The following is an 18,344-nucleotide window of genomic DNA, read 5'->3' as shown; positions in this document are numbered from 1 at the left end:
GAAAAAAAGTTTTAAATAATTAAAAAGCGACAATATTTGAGAAATTGAATGTTTTGGTTGTTGAAGAGTGTTATTAGACGACATTATACCGTTACCTATTCTATTTTATATAGTTTATGATTATTTTTATTATTAAAAATAAATAGTTAAATTATTTTCAACCATTTGCTAATAATGTTTTTGTGGTGCTAATGTTAACAACATCACTTTTGAGCAGTAATGCTGTTCTAATTTTAAATAATAAACAATGTTGTTTAAAGAAAAAACGCTTTTTTTGGGTTAAGATTTGTAAAGATCTATTTATAAGATACCACCCAGATAATCCCAATCTTTATTAAAAATTGAGATTATCTTCTACATTACATGCGTTTAATAAGCACGTCTAACACATGTTATTTAGGGTTTCACACATGCCGCCCTACCGTTGGCGTTGGACGGGTAGTTATAGTTGATAAGACCGTTGTACGAGTCGACGTTGTATTGATGGTTACCTCTTGACTGGAATGCCCAATAATTGTAGTTATCCCAGTCGGTACCGGGATAGTTGTTAATGCCACTAAAGGTGAACCCCCACTCGTTAAATATCCCGCCAATCCAACGATTACCATCTCGGTAACTCAAACGCCTTTGATAATGGTTAATATCTCTTCCTGGAATACCGCCTGTCCAGCTAAAGTCAGTATCTGACCGGATTGCGTTGGTATAATCATTAATATCCGGCACCCGATAGCCATTACCTAAGTCACGACAAAATTTTTGAGCATTAGTATAATTTACTCCTCCCGGCCGAGCTATATACCAACGCTCTATTTTAAAGTTATAAAGTAAATGACCACCAATACGATCAGAATACAACTTAAATTCTGATGGTGTAAAATTTGTATTTAACGATAACTGATTTGGTCCAATTAATTCTATCTTTAATGCCTTATCTATATCAGGATACCGCCCATCCCAATTCTGGGTTGTGACTTCACTTAATTTCAATATTATGCCTGTTCCTGTCCCTCTCACTGTTTTACCATTGACTGCAATAACTCGCTCTGGGGTTATCCCTCCCAACAATAAGTAAAAAAACAATTTGTTTGCCCCCGTTGTTGGAAAGTTGTTAGTTGGTCTAGTAAATGGCTGTACCGTAAATCCTTTATTTCTAACCCAATGGGTTGCTAATTCATCACCAGCTTGCTTGTATAAATTTGGCTGTGCAAAACAAACAATTGGATTATCTATCTTTGGCTTAATATAGTAGCTATGACTTGCACCAAAAAGAGGACTTGTGTTGGGTATTCCATACTGAGTTGATAAATTGCCATGCGTTGATGCTAATGTGATTTTATACGGTGAGTCACAAATATTTAATAACTTGTTTGGGTATGCTTTAACCTCAGCAGTAATATCTTCGCCTTTTCTATTTTGCCACTTAATCGTTAAGCTACCTGTTGCGCTCAAATGTTCATCATCATCATCGTCTTTTCCATAATTATACGGTTTCCCAACCAACTCAGCTAGGTCAATGCGTGGGTAGTTTGCCATAGGTACTATTGTTTGCACACTCTCAAACGTGTCAGTTTTATTCGGTAACTCAATAGGGTTGATTTCACTTGAAAAATCTATTATACCATTAGGATATAATCTCTTACTTACACCCTGTGGAATATAGCTTTTATTATTTGATAACGTTATACCTAACAATTCTTCTAAACTCTCAGTTTTCGTAATTCCACCATCCAAAGTTAAATACGGTGCACTACCATGTATGACTTGATTTGTCATTGCCGATAAGGCTATTGCATTATTAGCATATAAAAGAAGATAAATACAAGTAAATAGGGGTAAACGTAAAGAGAAAAATTTTATAAATGAACTATGACGTTTGTATGTAGTATAAAATAAATGTGACTGATAATTGAAAAAAAGTTTTAAATAATTAAAAAGCGACAATATTTGAGAAATTGAATGTTTTGGTTGTTGAAGAGTGTTATTAGACGACATTATACCGTTACCTATTCTATTTTATATAGTTTATGATTATTTTTATTATTAAAAATAAATAGTTAAATTATTTTCAACCATTTGCTAATAATGTTTTTGTGGTGCTAATGTTAACAACATCACTTTTGAGCAGTAATGCTGTTCTAATTTTAAACAAAAAACAATGTTGTTTAAAGAAAAAACGCTTTTTTTTTTGGTTAAGATTTGTAAAGATCTATTTATAAGATACCACCCAGATAATCCCAATCTTTATTAAAAATTGAGATTATCTATATGAAATCCATTTAAATAACGGGTAATCTAACAAGCGTTATTTTAAGGCGTCACACACGCAGCCATGGCGAAGGTGTAGATATTATTATTTGAGGCAATATCTCCATACGGAGATACTGTATAGCCGTCAAATGCCCAATATTGGTCATCGCTCCAATGGTCATTTCTATTGTTATCGTAGGTAAATTCTCCCCATTCATTAAATAAACCGCCTATCCACTTGTTGCCACTTTTGTAACTTAGTTGCCTGAGGCTTTCATTTTCTTGTCCCGGCTCGCCCCACTGCCAAGAAGAGTTATTCGCATTGGTATAGTCCCCAACACTAGGTATACGATAATCGTTACCTAAACTATTACAGAATATTTGAGCTTCAGCATAAGAACCATCATTAGAATCATCTGGATTGGCAATATACCAGCGTTCTATTTTAAAGCTATAAAGTAATTTATTGTGGCTACCATCGGCGTAAAGCTTAAATAACGAGGGATTAAAACTTTTGTTACTCGAATCTTTATTTGGACCTTTTAATGTTATCTTTAATAGCTCTTCATCATAGTCATCCAATCCTAGACCTGTTTCTATACTTAATAATAATGTCACAGATTGACCACCACTTACTGCTGACACTGTTGTACCATTCGCATCAATGACTTGCTTTGGTGTGATACCGCCTAACATTAAACGGAAACTAAGTTCATTTGACCCCGTTGTCGGAAAGTTTTGCTCGGGGTTATCAATATTTTTCACCTGAAAGCCAAGACCTCTGCTCCAGTTTGTACCGCTCATACCATACAGATCCGGAGGTTGTGCATAACAAACACGTGCTTCATTTGTCACTTTAAACCTGTAAGTTTGCCAAACATCCGGTAAGCTCCTTGTCTTTGGTACGCCATATTGAGTTGATAGTTGAGGGTTGGTTAAGTAAAGTTCTAACTGATAGGGGGCTGAGCACGGATCAAAATTACTTGTAGTATCTGTAATATATTCATCATTTACATCATACCAAGCAAGTTCTAGACGACCTGTTATACTGACATTTCCATCGCCATCATCATCTGACCAATAGTCATTTCCACCTATTAAATCGTTTAAATCAATACTTGAATCAGATAGAGGCACTAGTGTTTGGATACTATCAAAAGTGTTTGCATTGCTTGGCAACTCAATTGGTTCATACTCATTTATGACTACTTTAGCATTTGGATATAGATTTGACTCCCCACCTTCTGGCACATATTCACGCCCATCAGGGAGTTTGATGCCGAATAACGCTTTAATATCGCTTTTGGTTGCACCACCATCAAAAGTAAGATAAGGTGCATGTCCATGTATCACATCTGCTGTTGTAGCCGATAACGCACCTGCATCATGAATATGGCATGTCATGAAAAATAGAATCGGTATAATATAATGTAATACAGGTTTTGCTTTACAATAATACCAATAAAAAAGGCAAAATATTGAAACGAAAAATAAAACGACTAAATGCTTATAATTGTGGCTTACTTGCCACGACAGGTAAGTGACTATTTCTAACATTATTCATTTCCTTTCCATATGCGGATTTTATTATTTATGTTTGGTTTTTTTATTAAAAACTCAAAATAAAATCATTAAGTAAACGCTAATAAACAATCAATATCGGGGTGAATTATAAGCAATTTTGTGTTTTTAGTAATAAATTTTTATCTTACCTCCTTAAAAAATCGTATTATTTAGCTTACCTAATTAATAGCGGCTCTCGTCACTTGTTAAAGTGCCTTTACCATTGACCTTGGTCTTATTGTGCAAAGGTTGGTATAATAGCCGTCATTTATTCGAGTAATATAGAAACATTATGTCGCAATCCACTTATAATGCCGTTGATATTGAAGTATTAAAAGGGCTAGATCCTGTTCGTCATCGTCCAGGAATGTATACTGACACAAGTCGCCCAAACCATCTAGGGCAGGAAGTTATTGATAACAGTGTCGACGAAGCCATCGCTGGTCATGCTCGTCAAATCAAAGTCACACTTTATGAAGATAATTCACTAGAAGTCATTGATGATGGGCGAGGAATGCCTGTTGATATTCACCCGGAAGAAGGCGTGCCTGCAATTGAGCTATTACTTTGCCGTTTACATGCTGGTGGTAAATTTTCGAATAAGAATTACCAATTTTCGGGTGGTTTGCATGGTGTGGGTATTTCGGTCGTCAATGCGTTATCTAAACGCGTTGATGTGACCGTTCATCGTGATGGTCAAGTGTACGAAATAGCTTTTGAAAACGGCAATAAGGTTGAGGATCTGCATGTTACTGGTACGTGTGGGCGACGTAATACGGGTACCAAAGTACATTTTTGGCCAGACGAAAAATATTTTGATTCTCCCCGATTTTCTGTCCTACGTTTGACTCATCTTCTTAAAGCCAAAGCCGTGCTTTGTCCTGGTCTTGATATTGTTTTTAAAGATAAAATCAACAAAACCGAACAACGCTGGTGTTATCAAGATGGCCTAAAAGATTATTTAATGGAATCTGTCAGTGGTTACTCACTATTACCACCAATCCCTTTTACTGGCAGCCAAATGGGTGAAACAGAAGCCGTAGAGTGGGCACTAGTTTGGATGCCCGAAGGTGGAGAGCTATTGACTGAAAGTTACGTTAACTTAATTCCAACGGTACAAGGTGGTACGCATGTTAATGGTTTACGTCAAGGCTTGTTAGACGCAATGCGTGAGTTTTGTGAGTTTCGCAATTTGTTACCGCGAGGCTTAAAATTAACTGCCGATGATATTTGGGAACGCTGTGCCTACGTTATTTCGGTTAAAATGCAAGAACCTCAATTTGCAGGTCAAACCAAAGAGCGCTTGTCATCGCGACAAAGTGCGGCATTTGTGTCGGCTATTGTGAAAGATGCGTTTAGTCTTTGGTTAAATCAACATGTGCAAATAGCCGAATTATTAGCTGAAATGGTAATTTCTAGTGCGCAAAAACGCTTAAAAGCGTCCAAAAAAGTCATCCGTAAAAAATTAACCAGTGGTCCAGCTTTACCGGGTAAATTGGCTGATTGTTCATCGCAAGATTTAAGTCGTACTGAACTTTTTTTAGTGGAGGGGGATTCTGCGGGTGGATCGGCCAAACAAGCGAGAGATCGTGAATCCCAAGCCATTATGCCGCTTAAAGGTAAAATTTTAAATACTTGGGAAGTGTCATCTGACGAAGTATTAGGATCACAAGAAATTCATGATATTTCAGTAGCAATAGGCATCGATCCTGATAGCAATGATTTAAGCCAATTACGTTATGGCAAAATTTGTATTTTAGCCGATGCTGACTCGGATGGATTACATATTGCCACCTTACTTTGTGCGTTATTTGTTCGTCATTTTCGTACCATGGTTGAGCATGGGCATGTGTTCGTTGCTATGCCTCCACTTTATCGTATCGATCTGGGTAAGGAAGTCCATTACGCCTTAGATGAAGAAGAAAAAGAAGGCATTTTAGAGCAGCTTAAACGTAAAAAAGGCAAACCAAATGTACAGCGTTTTAAAGGATTAGGGGAAATGAATCCGCTGCAGCTGCGCGAAACAACAATGGATCCCAATACGCGCCGTTTAGTGCAGCTATCCCTTGATGATGCCGAACAAACCATGGCACTAATGGATATGCTACTTGCCAAAAAACGCGCTGAAGATCGCCGAGAATGGCTACAAGAAAAAGGCGATCAAGTCGAACTTAATGTCTAATAAACAGAATGATTTAGAGGAACAATAATGAGTGAGATAACTCATGACGGAGTAGAAGTCCAGTCGCTACGTACCTTTACCGAAAGCGCCTATTTAAACTACTCAATGTATGTCATTATGGATCGCGCACTACCGTTTATTGGTGACGGCCTTAAACCCGTGCAACGACGCATTGTCTATGCCATGTCAGAGCTAGGTCTAAATGCGCAAGCAAAATTTAAAAAATCAGCACGTACCGTAGGTGATGTGCTTGGTAAATATCATCCGCATGGTGATAGTGCCTGTTATGAAGCTATGGTACTAATGGCACAACCATTTTCATATCGCTATCCATTAGTTGATGGACAAGGTAACTGGGGGGCGCCAGATGATCCTAAATCATTTGCCGCTATGCGTTATACCGAATCTCGCTTATCGAAATATGCTGAATTATTATTAGGTGAGTTAGGGCAAGGAACGGTTGATTATACACCAAACTTTGATGGTACTTTACAAGAGCCAAAAATGTTGCCAGCCAGACTACCGAATATTTTATTAAATGGTACAACGGGTATTGCCGTTGGTATGGCAACCGATATTCCTCCACATAATATTCGTGAGGTGGCAAATGCGGCAATTATGCTGGCAGACAATCCAAATGCAACTTTAAGCGAAGTAATGGCTCACATACAAGGGCCTGATTTTCCGACCGAAGCTGAGATTATTACGCCACCTGATGATATCGCGAAAATCTATAAAACAGGGCGTGGCTCAATTCGTATGCGTGCGGTTTGGAAAAAAGAGGATGGAGATATTGTGATTACAGATCTCCCTCATCAAGTGTCAGGCGCTAAAATCCTAGAACAAATTGCTTCTCAAATGCGAGCTAAAAAGCTACCTTTAATTGAAGATTTACGCGATGAGTCGGATCACGAAAATCCAACTCGTTTAGTGATTGTGCCACGTTCAAATCGAGTCGATTTAGAACAAGTGATGAATCATCTATTTGCAACCACCGATCTCGAAAAAAGTTATCGTGTTAATATGAATATGATTGGGCTTGATAATCGCCCATCAGTCAAAGGTTTGGTTGAAATTCTCTCTGAATGGCTCGAATATCGTAAAAACACTGTCACTCGTCGCTTAAATTATCGTTTAGATAAAATTTTAAAAAGGCTACATATCCTTGATGGTTTATTGATTGCATTTTTAAATATTGATGAAGTGATTGAAATTATTCGCAACGAAGATGAACCGAAACAAGAATTAATTAGCCGTTTTGCATTAACTGATATTCAAGCCGAAGCGATTTTAGAGTTAAAACTCCGTCATTTAGCCAAACTTGAAGAAGTACGTATTAAAGGTGAACAAAGTGAGCTTGCAAAAGAGCGTGATCATCTGCAAGCTTTGTTAGCTTCGCCTAAAAAACTGAGTAATTTAATTAAAAAAGAGCTAAAAGAGGATGCTGAAAAATATGGTGATAAGCGCCGTTCACCGATTGTTGAGCGCAGTGAAGCTAAAGCTATTAGTGAACAAGAGTTAACACCATCCGAACCTGTTACTGTTATTTTGTCTGAAATGGGCTGGGTTAGAACCGCTAAAGGTCATGACATTGATGCTACAGGTTTAAGTTATAAAGCGGGTGATAGCTTTAAAGCCGCCGCGAAAGGAAAAAGCAATCAGCCAGTTATCTTTATCGACTCAACAGGTCGTAGTTATGCTATAGAGCCAAATACCTTACCATCTGCCCGAAGCCAAGGTGAACCCTTAACTGGTAAACTAGCGCTACCTGCGGGCGCAACGGTTGAACATGTGCTGATGTGTCAAAATGATAATCAAAAATTCTTACTCGCATCCAGTGCGGGTTATGGTTTTATTTGTCAATTTAGTAATTTAGTTGCTCGCAACCGTAACGGTAAGGCGGTTATCAATTTGCCAAATAATGCAAAAATACTCACACCTATGGAAATTCTATCTGAAGATAGTTTACTGCTGTCTATTACTCAAGCAGGTCGAATGCTCATCTTCCCTGTACGGGATTTACCCGAGTTGACCAAAGGTAAAGGTAATAAAATTATATCCCTTTCAGGGATTGATGATAGCCTTGCTTATATAAAACTAATTACATCAGAAACATCAATAACTTTATATGTTGGTAAACGCAAACTTACGCTAAATCCTGCTGATTGGCAAAAATTTAGAGCAGAACGTGCGCGTAAAGGAAATGCTTTGCCACGCGGTTTACAAAAGATAGATCGAATTGAGGTAAACGAATAATATGTCTCTTATTTGGGCCATTATCACAGGCTTTGTATTGAGCCTTGTACTAAAAAATGGGTGGGGTTTTATAATTGGGTTATTTATTGGTCCAATGCTTTATCAAAAATTTTGTAATAAATTAACCGAACAAAAAACCAAAGCAAACCCAGAACTTTACTTAACAGTTGTTTTTGAAGTCCTTGGTCATTTAAGTAAAGCAAAAGGCGTTGTCACTCAAGATGATATTAATCTGGCTAGCCAGTTTATGAACAGATTACAACTGGATCGAAATAGTCGAAAACTAGCACAAGACTCATTTAATCGAGGCAAAGCCAGTGACTATCCACTTAGGTCTCGTTTAGCTGAGCTATATGCACAATATCGTTACCGACGTAATGTGTTAAATATTTTTTGTGAGCAATTGATCCAAGCGGCATTAGTTGATGGAATTTTAGATGAAAAAGAGCAACAAATTCTTTTTATTGTAGCTGAAGAATTTAATATTCCACGTCAACAAATGGCAATATATATTCAAATGATGATGGGTAGTTACCATTTTCGTCATAATAGTTATAACAACCAACAAAATCAGCGGAATCAATATCAACGTAGTAACCATTATGGTGGTTATCAAGGCCGATCAACACAATCAGATCTACAAAATGCTTACAGAATTTTGGGTATTGATTCATCTGCTGAAATCTCAGAAATCAAAAGAGCTTATCGTAAATTGATGAATGAACACCATCCAGATAAATTAGTATCTAAAGGTTTACCGAAAGAAATGTTGGAAGCTGCCAAAAAACGTGCACAAGAAATTCAAGCTGCTTATGATCTTATCAAAACAGCTCGTGGTTTTAAATAGAGACTATCATTATGATGCATTGGCGATCAATCCTTCGCATTATTGGGCTATTAATTGCCCTGTTATCGATATTTATGCTACTACCGGCTCTTATTGCCTTAATCTATCGTGACGGCGCTGGTGCAATCTTTGTTCGATCATTTTTTGCTGCATTGATATTAGGATGTTTATTATGGCTACCTAATCGTCACCATCGCCATGAACTGAGCACGCGTGAAGGCTTTTTTATCGTCGTATTATTTTGGGTTGTGCTTGGTACAATTGGCGCCTTTCCTTTTATTTTTGATACGCATATTAATTTAAATTTAACCAATGCTTTTTTTGAATCGTTCTCAAGCCTTACCACTACGGGCGCCACAACAATTGTTAAGTTAGATCATCTACCTAAAGCTCTACTTTTTTACCGCCAATTATTGCAATGGCTTGGTGGTATGGGGATTATTGTCTTGGCTGTCGCTATCTTACCATTGTTGGGTGTGGGGGGAATGCAACTTTATCGCGCTGAAATACCCGGTCCACAAAAAGACAGTAAAATGCGTCCTCGCATAGCCGAAACCGCAAAAACACTTTGGTCAATTTATATTTTGCTGACAACACTTTGCGCTATTTGTCTTTGGCTGGCTGGCATGAATGTATTTGATGCTGTATCACATAGCTTTTCGACAATATCAATGGGGGGATTTTCAACTCATGACGATAACCTTGCTTACTTTAATAGCGCTACAATCAATTACATTGTTACCCTCTTTTTAATTTTATCGGGTTGTAACTTCGCACTTCATTTTGCCGCATTAAGTGGATTTTCAATTAAAGTTTACTGGCGAGATCAAGAATTTAGAACTTTTGTTTTTATTTTAGCTGTTTTAATTGCAATCTGTGCGTTTGGCATTTATTTTTATCAACCAGAACGAAAATTAAGTATCGATAAGATAGTACTGCAAGTTGTATCAATAACGGCAACGGTTGGATTTACGGTTGATGATATTAACACATGGCCTTCATCATTACCGATTTTTTTACTATGCGCTTCATTTATTGGTGGTTGTGCCGGTTCAACTGGCGGTGGCTTAAAAGTAGTTCGAGTTCTCCTTTTGTTTATGCAAGGGTCGCGTGAATTAAAGCGCTTAATTCATCCAAATGCTATCTATACCTTAAAATTAAATAATCGCGTGGTTCCTGAACGTATTATTGAAGCTGTTTGGGGATTCTTTTCTGCATATGCGCTAGTCTTTTTAGTCAGCTTATTTGCTATTATGGCAACCGGTATTGATACTACAGATTCTTTTTATATTGTTGCCTCATCACTGAATAATTTAGGGGTCGGCCTTGGTAGTGTGAGCGATAATTTTGCCAGAGTTAGCGATATAGTAAAGTGGGTAATGGTTGTCGATATGTTATTTGGACGGTTGGAAATCTTTACACTATTGGTTTTATTTACGCCTACTTTCTGGCGAAGCTGATTTTATACTAAAACACATACTTTCCTGAAAGTTTTTGACAAAATACGTAATTTTTATAAATATTTTATTGATTATTTGCTCAATTACAGACAGAATTATAACGCAGCATGTGCTGTATTTATTAGAGGTAATCACCTGACATATGGAATGGATCATGGATCCTACAATTTGGATTGGCTTATCCACTCTGGTTGTACTTGAAATCGTCCTTGGCATTGATAATATTGTTTTTATTGCCATTCTTGCCGAGAAACTTCCTCCCCAACAACGAGATAAAGCACGCGTTACGGGTCTCGCTTTCGCATTAATTACACGCGTTTTATTGTTAATGTTTACGGGATGGTTAGTTACGCTCACCACACCGCTATTTTCAATATTCGGAATCAACTTTAATGCACGCCAACTGATTATGTTAATCGGCGGGGTATTTTTATTATTTAAAGCAACCATGGAACTCAATGAACGCCTAGAAGGCTCATCTCATGAAGATGGTAAACCGAAAAAAACGTCTCATTTCTGGACTGTTGTTGCGCAAATTGTGGTATTAGATGCCGTCTTCTCACTTGACTCAGTTATTACTGCTGTTGGTATGGTTGAACATATTCCTGTGATGATTATTGCGGTATGTATTGCAATAGGTATTATGATGGTTGCAAGTAAACCTCTGGCGAATTTTGTCAACGCTCATCCAACTATTGTTATCCTGTGTTTGAGTTTTTTATTGATGATCGGTTTTAGTCTGGTTGCCGAAGGTTTTGATTTTATGATTCCAAAAGGTTATTTATATGCGGCTATCGGCTTTTCAATCATGATTGAGTTTTTCAATCAATTGGCTATTTTTAATCGTCGAAAAGCATTAAACAAAAAACCATTACGCGAACGCACTGCTGAAGCCATTTTACACCTATTAAAAGGTGATGCCGAAGAAGATCCCGATAATCACACTATCGATATCGTTTCTGATGCTAACAAAAAAGTGTCCGTATTTAATCAACAAGAGCTCAGTATGGTTGAACGAGTACTTGGACTGGCACAGCGTTCAGTCAGCAGTATTATGACATCTCGACTTGACGTTGATATGGTTAATATTAATGACGATCGCGACGCAATTATAAAAGAAATTTTTGATAATCCTCATTCACGTTTAGTTGTTACCGATAATGATTCAATTGATGAGCCCTTAGGTATTATTCAAGTCAATGATCTTTTAAAAGATGTGCTACAAAGTAAAGCACCAATCGATATTCACTCACTTATCAAACAACCTTTAATCTTTCCAGAAACGGTATCGTTACTGGTTGCACTAGAACAATTTAAAAAGGCTAAAACTCATTTTGCTTTCGTGGTTGATGAATTTGGTTCAATGCAAGGGGTTGTCTCGGTGACAGACATTATTGAAACCATTGCTGGCGATTTTCCAACTGAAGAAGAGGAAATTGATGCAAAACATGATATTCAATGTCTAGATGATAATAGCTGGATTGCGAATGGTTATATTCCGGTTGAGGAACTCATCCGTTTTGTACCAATACCGATTGATGATAAGCGTGAATATCATACCTTGGCAGGACTGTTAATGGAAAAAGCGCAGCATTTACTCAATGTTGGCGAAACCATTCAAATTGGCAATTATCTATTTGAAGTCACCGAAATAGAAAGCCACAGAATTCTTAAAGTAAAAATCACGTTAAACAAACTTGATTCTGTAACGTTATAGTATAGTGCAGCGAAATAACTAGAATAACGCTTGACCAAAATAAATAACTCGCAATAATAAAGCGGTAAAATTTCTGTTTATTTGAAGATGTGGGGTAACAGCTCTTCATCTTTTTTATTTTTACCTCTTGGTAAAAATAGATAGCACTCAATAAACTTTTATTCTTGCTTATCAATCTAAATTAGGCCTTAACTTATGAATTCAATATTTGAAAAAATATTTCAGCTGAAAGAGAAAAAAACAACTGTCGGTACCGAAATTATCGCTGGTTGTACCACTTTTTTAACAATGGTTTATATCATCTTCGTCAATCCATCCATCTTATCTGCAACTGGCATGGATACTTCTGCTGTTTTTGTTTTAACCTGTGTGGTTACTGCCTTTGCGACGATTCTAATGGGTTTATTTGCCAATTTACCGATTGCATTAGCGCCTGCGATGGGACTTAATGTCTTTTTCGCCTATGGTATATGCGGTGCAATGGGCTACTCTTGGCAAGTCGGCATGGGCGCCATATTTTGGGGCTCTTTAGCCTTTTTTGCTTTGTCACTTTTTAAAGTGCGCCATTGGTTAATTGAGCATATTCCACAATGTTTACGCATAGGCATTAGTGCCGGTATTGGGCTATTTATTGCTTTTATGGGCTTTCAAAATATGGGGATTGTGGTTGCATCTCCTTCCACACTCTTAACAATGGGTAATATCTTATCGCTGAAAGTTTTATTGGGATCGCTTGGTTTTTTCATCATTGTTATTTTAGCAGCTCGTAACTTTCATGCAGCCGTATTAGTTTCGATTTTAGTCGTAACATTACTGGCATTATGGCTTGATCCTAATATCAGTTACCAAGGTATTGTGTCTATGCCACCAAGTGTGACTAACGTTGTTGGTCATGTTGATCTAGCTGGCTCGCTTAATATCGGCATCATGGGGGTTATTTTTTCTGTGATGATTGTCAGCCTATTTGATTCATCAGGCACTATTTTAGCATTAACTGATAAAGCTGGAATCAGTGACGAAAAAGGTCGATTCCCCAAAATGCGCCAAGCGCTATTGATCGATAGTTTTAGTTCATCTTTAGGGGGATTATTTGGCACATCATCAGTGTTAACCTATATCGAAAGTTCAGCCGGTATTTCAGTGGGGGGACGCACAGGGTTAACAGCGGTTGTAGTGGGTCTATTATTCTTAATCGTGACATTTTTATCGCCACTTGCTCATTTAGTACCAAGTTATGCAACATCTGGCGCACTTATCTTTGTTGGGATCTTAATGGTTTCAAGCTTAGTTAAAGTTAACTGGTCTGACTTAACAGAGGCGACGCCAGCCTTTATTACCGCAATCATGATGCCATTTGCCTTTGCTATTACTGAAGGCGTTGCGCTTGGTTTTATCTCTTATGTGGTATTAAAAACCTTTACGAGTAAATTTAAACAATTAAATCCTTGCGTAATTATTTTTGCTTTACTATTCGCTTTAAAATTTATTTTTATTGATCATCACTAATCACATCTCCTCCCTATCGTGACTCATGGTTGGGAGGGAAATATATCATATGGCAAATACAAATACCCATTTCCACCCCTAAAATTAACTCTCCTATCTCATAAAAATATCGTCATTATTCTGCAATAATTAAACTCAAGAACAAGCACTTAATGATCGCAAAAACTTGACATTATTTCTTCTGGGGTCTAGAATCTTGCGACCCAAAACTTATATAAAATAGGTTTTGGTCTACAGTTATTAATTACGTATCTAAAAAGCAATTTTAAATTTATTTTAATTAATCAGGAGCTTATTAATGGCAACAATTAATCAGCTGGTACGCAAACCAAGAGCACTAAAGGAAGCGAAAAGTAACGTTCCTGCGCTTGAAGCATGCCCGCAAAAACGCGGTGTTTGTACTCGTGTTTACACAACTACACCGAAAAAACCAAACTCAGCATTACGTAAAGTATGTCGTGTACGTTTAACCAACGGTTTTGAAGTAACTTCTTATATCGGTGGTGAAGGCCATAATCTACAAGAACATAGTGTAATTTTAATCCGTGGTGGTCGTGTTAAAGACTTACCAGGTGTTCGTTATCACACTGTTCGCGGTGCATTAGACTGCGCAGGTGTTAAAGATCGCAAACAAAGCCGTTCTAAATACGGTGTTAAACGACCTAAAGCTTAATGGAACTCCGTTAAGTAAGGCCAAACTATACAATTCCATTTAACTCATTTGAGTTTTGGGTAAACCTGAAAATTTATAACATATAAACGGAGTATTCCAATGCCACGTCGTCATGTTGTCGGTCAAAGAAAAATTCTTCCTGATCCGAAGTTCGGTTCAGAGTTACTGGCGAAATTTGTAAATATTTTAATGATAGATGGTAAAAAATCTATCGCAGAATCAATCGTATATTCAGCTCTTGATAAATTAGCTGAGCGTAGTGGAAAAGACCACTTAGCAGCTTTTGAAGTTGCACTAGATAACGTAAGACCAACTGTAGAAGTTAAGTCTCGTCGCGTTGGTGGTTCTACATACCAAGTTCCTGTTGAAGTGCGTCCAGTTCGTCGTAATGCACTTGCAATGCGTTGGATTGTAGATGCTGCACGTAAACGTGGCGATAAATCAATGGCTTTACGCCTAGCGAATGAACTTATGGATGCTTTTGAAAACAAAGGTACCGCTGTGAAAAAACGCGAAGATGTTCATCGTATGGCTGAAGCTAATAGAGCGTTTGCACATTATCGTTGGTAATATTCGCACTTGTATTTATATAAGTGACTTGAATTAGGACTGATAGCCCTTATTTGCTATCAGTCAACCAAAATGATGTTTTATTAAGCAAACGATTCTAAACAGAGGATTAATATGGCTCGTACAACCCCTATAGCACGCTATCGTAATATCGGTATCAGTGCACATATTGACGCAGGTAAAACAACAACGACTGAACGTATTTTGTTTTATACTGGTGTAAGTCACAAAATTGGTGAAGTTCATGATGGTGCAGCTACCATGGACTGGATGGAACAAGAACAAGAACGTGGTATTACTATCACATCTGCTGCAACAACTGCATTCTGGTCTGGTATGGGGCAGCAGTTCGAACCACACCGTATCAACATCATCGACACCCCGGGACACGTTGACTTTACAATCGAAGTTGAACGTTCTATGCGTGTTCTTGATGGTGCAGTAATGGTTTACTGTGCAGTTGGTGGTGTTCAACCGCAATCTGAAACTGTATGGCGTCAAGCAAACAAATATAAAGTTCCACGTATTGCATTTGTCAACAAAATGGACCGTATGGGTGCTAACTTCCTACGTGTTGTTGATCAAATCAAAACTCGTTTAGCAGCAGTTCCTGTTCCTTTAGTTTTACCAATCGGTGCAGAAGAAGGATTTACTGGTGTTGTTGATTTACTTAAACGTAAAGCCATCAACTGGAATGATGCTGATCAAGGCGTAACATTCACTTATGAAGATGTACCAGCAGATATGGTTGAAGAGGTCGAAGAATGGCGTTCTTTCTTAATTGAAACCGCTGCTGAAGCAAGTGAAGAGTTAATGGAAAAATACCTTGGTGGTGAAGAGTTAACTGAAGAAGAAGTGAAAGCAGCATTACGTGAACGCGTACTTGCTAATGAAATCATCTTAGTCACTTGTGGTAGTGCCTTTAAAAATAAAGGTGTTCAATTCATGCTTGATGCAGTTATTGAATATTTACCAGCACCAACTGATGTACCAGCAATCAAAGGTGAATTACAAAATGGTGAAGCAGCAGAACGTCATTCAAGTGATGATGAACCATTCTCATCATTAGCATTCAAAATTGCAACTGACCCATTTGTGGGTAACTTAACCTTCTTCCGTGTTTACTCTGGTGTGGTTAATTCTGGTGATACTGTTCTTAACTCTGTTAAAGATAAAAAAGAACGTTTTGGTCGTATCGTTCAGATGCACGCTAACAAACGTGAAGAAATTAAAGAAGTCCGCGCTGGTGACATTGCTGCTGCAATCGGTCTTAAAGATGTCACTACAGGTGATACACTGTGTGCTGAAAGCGCACCAATCATTCTTGAAAGAATGGAATTCCCAGAGCCAGTAATTTCGGTTGCTGTTGAACCAAAAACCAAAGCTGACCAAGAAAAAATGGGGCTTGCTTTAGGTCGACTAGCACAAGAAGACCCTTCATTCCGTGTTCACACTGATGAAGAATCGGGTCAAACTATTATTTCAGGTATGGGTGAGCTTCACTTAGAAATCATCGTTGACCGTATGAAACGTGAATTTAAAGTGGAAGCAAATGTTGGTAAACCACAAGTTGCTTACCGTGAAACCATTCGCAATGAAGTAGAACAAGAAGGTAAATTTGTTCGTCAGTCTGGTGGTCGTGGTCAATATGGTCATGTATGGTTAAAAATCAAACCATTGGAAGCGGGTGGCGAAGGCTACAAATTCAACAATGAAATTGTTGGTGGTGTGGTTCCTAAAGAATACATCCCTGCGGTTGATAAAGGCTGTCAAGAACAAATGAAAAACGGTGTTCTTGCTGGTTACCCAATTGTTGATGTTGAAGTGACTATCTTTGATGGTTCTTACCATGATGTTGACTCATCAGAAATGGCATTTAAAATTGCCGGTTCAATGGCATTTAAAGATGGCTTCATGAAAGCTAAACCAGTGCTTTTAGAACCGATTATGAAAGTAGAAGTTGAAACTCCAGAAGATTATATGGGTGATGTTATCGGTGATTTAAACCGTCGTCGCGGTATGATTGAAGGAATGGAAGATACTGCAACTGGTAAAACAGTTAAAGCACAAGTTCCACTTTCAGAAATGTTTGGTTATGCAACAGACCTTCGTTCACAAACTCAAGGTCGTGCTTCTTACTCAATGGAGTTCTTGAAGTACAATGAAGCACCAACAAATATTGCAACCGCAATTATTGAAGCTCGTAAAGCAAAATAATTTTATCTAAATAAAGTAACACTTCCCTTAATAACATAGGGGAAGTGATTTAATAAAGGAACATTAAGATGTCTAAAGAAAAATTTGAACGTACAAAACCCCACGTTAACGTTGGTACAATCGGCCACGTTGACCATGGTAAAACAACTTTAACTGCTGCAATTACTTCTGTTCTTGCTAAAAAATACGGCGGTCAAGCTCGTGCATTCGATCAAATCGATAACGCACCAGAAGAAAAAGCACGTGGTATCACCATCAATACTTCACACGTTGAATACGATACACCAACTCGCCACTACGCACACGTAGACTGTCCGGGCCATGCTGACTATGTTAAAAACATGATCACTGGTGCGGCACAAATGGACGGTGCTATCTTAGTCGTAGCAGCAACAGATGGTCCTATGCCACAAACTCGTGAGCACATTCTTTTAGGTCGTCAAGTAGGTGTTCCTTACATCATCGTATTCTTAAACAAATGTGATATGGTTGATGATGAAGAGTTATTAGAATTAGTTGAAATGGAAGTACGTGAACTTCTATCTCAATACGATTTCCCAGGTGATGACACACCAGTTATTCGTGGTTCAGCGCTTAAAGCGTTAGAAGGCGAAGCAGCATGGGAAGACAAAATTGTTGAATTAGCTGAAGCATTAGACAGCTATATCCCAGAGCCAGAACGTGATATCGACAAACCATTCCTATTACCAATTGAAGATGTATTCTCAATTTCAGGTCGTGGTACAGTGGTCACAGGTCGTGTTGAACGCGGTGTTATCAAAGTTGGTGAAGAAGTTGAAATCGTGGGTATCAAACCGACAACTAAAACAACTTGTACTGGTGTTGAAATGTTCCGTAAATTACTTGACGAAGGTCGTGCGGGTGAAAACGTTGGTGTATTACTACGTGGTACAAAACGTGAAGAAATCGAACGTGGTCAAGTACTTGCAAAACCAGGTTCAATTACACCACATACTGATTTTGAATCAGAAGTGTATATCTTAAGTAAAGATGAAGGTGGTCGTCATACACCATTCTTTAAAGGTTACCGTCCACAGTTCTACTTCCGTACAACTGACGTAACAGGTACTATCGAATTACCAGAA

Annotated in this window: 12 protein-coding genes; 10 read left to right on the top strand and 2 right to left on the bottom strand. The window is 37.9% G+C overall.

All coding sequences use genetic code 11. The features are described 5' to 3' along the window. Positions 1 to 396: 396 nt before the first annotated feature. Both A9G24_RS09505 and A9G24_RS09500 read right to left on the bottom strand, forming a co-directional pair. Positions 397 to 1,773 (bottom strand): hypothetical protein, encoded by a 1,377-nt coding sequence (locus A9G24_RS09505; RefSeq protein WP_141673134.1) that lies wholly within the window; start codon positions 1,771 to 1,773, stop codon positions 397 to 399. A gap of 534 nt (positions 1,774 to 2,307) precedes the next feature. After that, the gene (locus tag A9G24_RS09500) at positions 2,308 to 3,804 is read right to left on the bottom strand and encodes a hypothetical protein (protein ID WP_065638797.1); all 1,497 of its coding nucleotides are present in this window, start codon (positions 3,802 to 3,804) and stop codon (positions 2,308 to 2,310) included. Positions 3,805 to 4,102: 298 nt separating this feature from the next. Here A9G24_RS09500 and parE point away from each other — a divergent pair, with 298 nt between their 5' ends. The 10 genes from parE to tuf form a co-directional block, all read left to right on the top strand. Further along, complete coding sequence (gene parE, locus A9G24_RS09495; protein WP_065638796.1) at positions 4,103 to 5,992, top strand: DNA topoisomerase IV subunit B; 1,890 nt, start codon at positions 4,103 to 4,105, stop codon at positions 5,990 to 5,992. A 27-nt stretch (positions 5,993 to 6,019) separates the two neighbouring features. Further along, the gene (gene parC / locus A9G24_RS09490) at positions 6,020 to 8,248 is read left to right on the top strand and encodes a DNA topoisomerase IV subunit A (RefSeq protein ID WP_065638795.1); all 2,229 of its coding nucleotides are present in this window, start codon (positions 6,020 to 6,022) and stop codon (positions 8,246 to 8,248) included. 1 nt (position 8,249) lies between these two features. Continuing rightward, positions 8,250 to 9,095 carry a co-chaperone DjlA gene (gene djlA / locus A9G24_RS09485; RefSeq protein ID WP_065638794.1) on the top strand — a complete coding sequence of 282 codons (846 nt, stop codon included), beginning with the start codon at positions 8,250 to 8,252 and terminating at the stop codon, positions 9,093 to 9,095. 14 nt (positions 9,096 to 9,109) lie between these two features. Then, positions 9,110 to 10,555, top strand: a complete 1,446-nt coding sequence (locus A9G24_RS09480; protein WP_065638799.1) for a TrkH family potassium uptake protein — start codon at positions 9,110 to 9,112, stop codon at positions 10,553 to 10,555. Between the two features lie 142 nt (positions 10,556 to 10,697). Beyond that, positions 10,698 to 12,272 (top strand): TerC family protein, encoded by a 1,575-nt coding sequence (locus tag A9G24_RS09475; protein ID WP_065638793.1) that lies wholly within the window; start codon positions 10,698 to 10,700, stop codon positions 12,270 to 12,272. A 195-nt stretch (positions 12,273 to 12,467) separates the two neighbouring features. Continuing rightward, positions 12,468 to 13,778 (top strand): NCS2 family permease, encoded by a 1,311-nt coding sequence (locus A9G24_RS09470; RefSeq protein ID WP_065638792.1) that lies wholly within the window; start codon positions 12,468 to 12,470, stop codon positions 13,776 to 13,778. Between the two features lie 298 nt (positions 13,779 to 14,076). Beyond that, positions 14,077 to 14,451, top strand: a complete 375-nt coding sequence (rpsL, locus tag A9G24_RS09465) for a 30S ribosomal protein S12 (protein ID WP_034883792.1) — start codon at positions 14,077 to 14,079, stop codon at positions 14,449 to 14,451. Positions 14,452 to 14,550: 99 nt separating this feature from the next. Beyond that, positions 14,551 to 15,021 carry a 30S ribosomal protein S7 gene (gene rpsG, locus A9G24_RS09460; protein WP_034915550.1) on the top strand — a complete coding sequence of 157 codons (471 nt, stop codon included), beginning with the start codon at positions 14,551 to 14,553 and terminating at the stop codon, positions 15,019 to 15,021. Positions 15,022 to 15,135: 114 nt separating this feature from the next. Next, positions 15,136 to 17,238 carry an elongation factor G gene (fusA, locus tag A9G24_RS09455; RefSeq protein ID WP_065638791.1) on the top strand — a complete coding sequence of 701 codons (2,103 nt, stop codon included), beginning with the start codon at positions 15,136 to 15,138 and terminating at the stop codon, positions 17,236 to 17,238. Between the two features lie 68 nt (positions 17,239 to 17,306). Further along, on the top strand, positions 17,307 to 18,344 hold a 1,038-nt coding region (gene tuf / locus A9G24_RS09450), incomplete at its 3' end, for an elongation factor Tu (RefSeq protein WP_065637586.1).

Origin of the sequence: Gilliamella sp. App6-5, from assembly GCF_001690525.1 — a bacterium.
Classification (GTDB): Bacteria; Pseudomonadota; Gammaproteobacteria; order Enterobacterales; family Orbaceae; genus Gilliamella; species Gilliamella apicola_H.
Note: the sequence above shows the minus strand (reverse complement) of the source record. Positions and strands in the feature narration are given on the sequence as shown.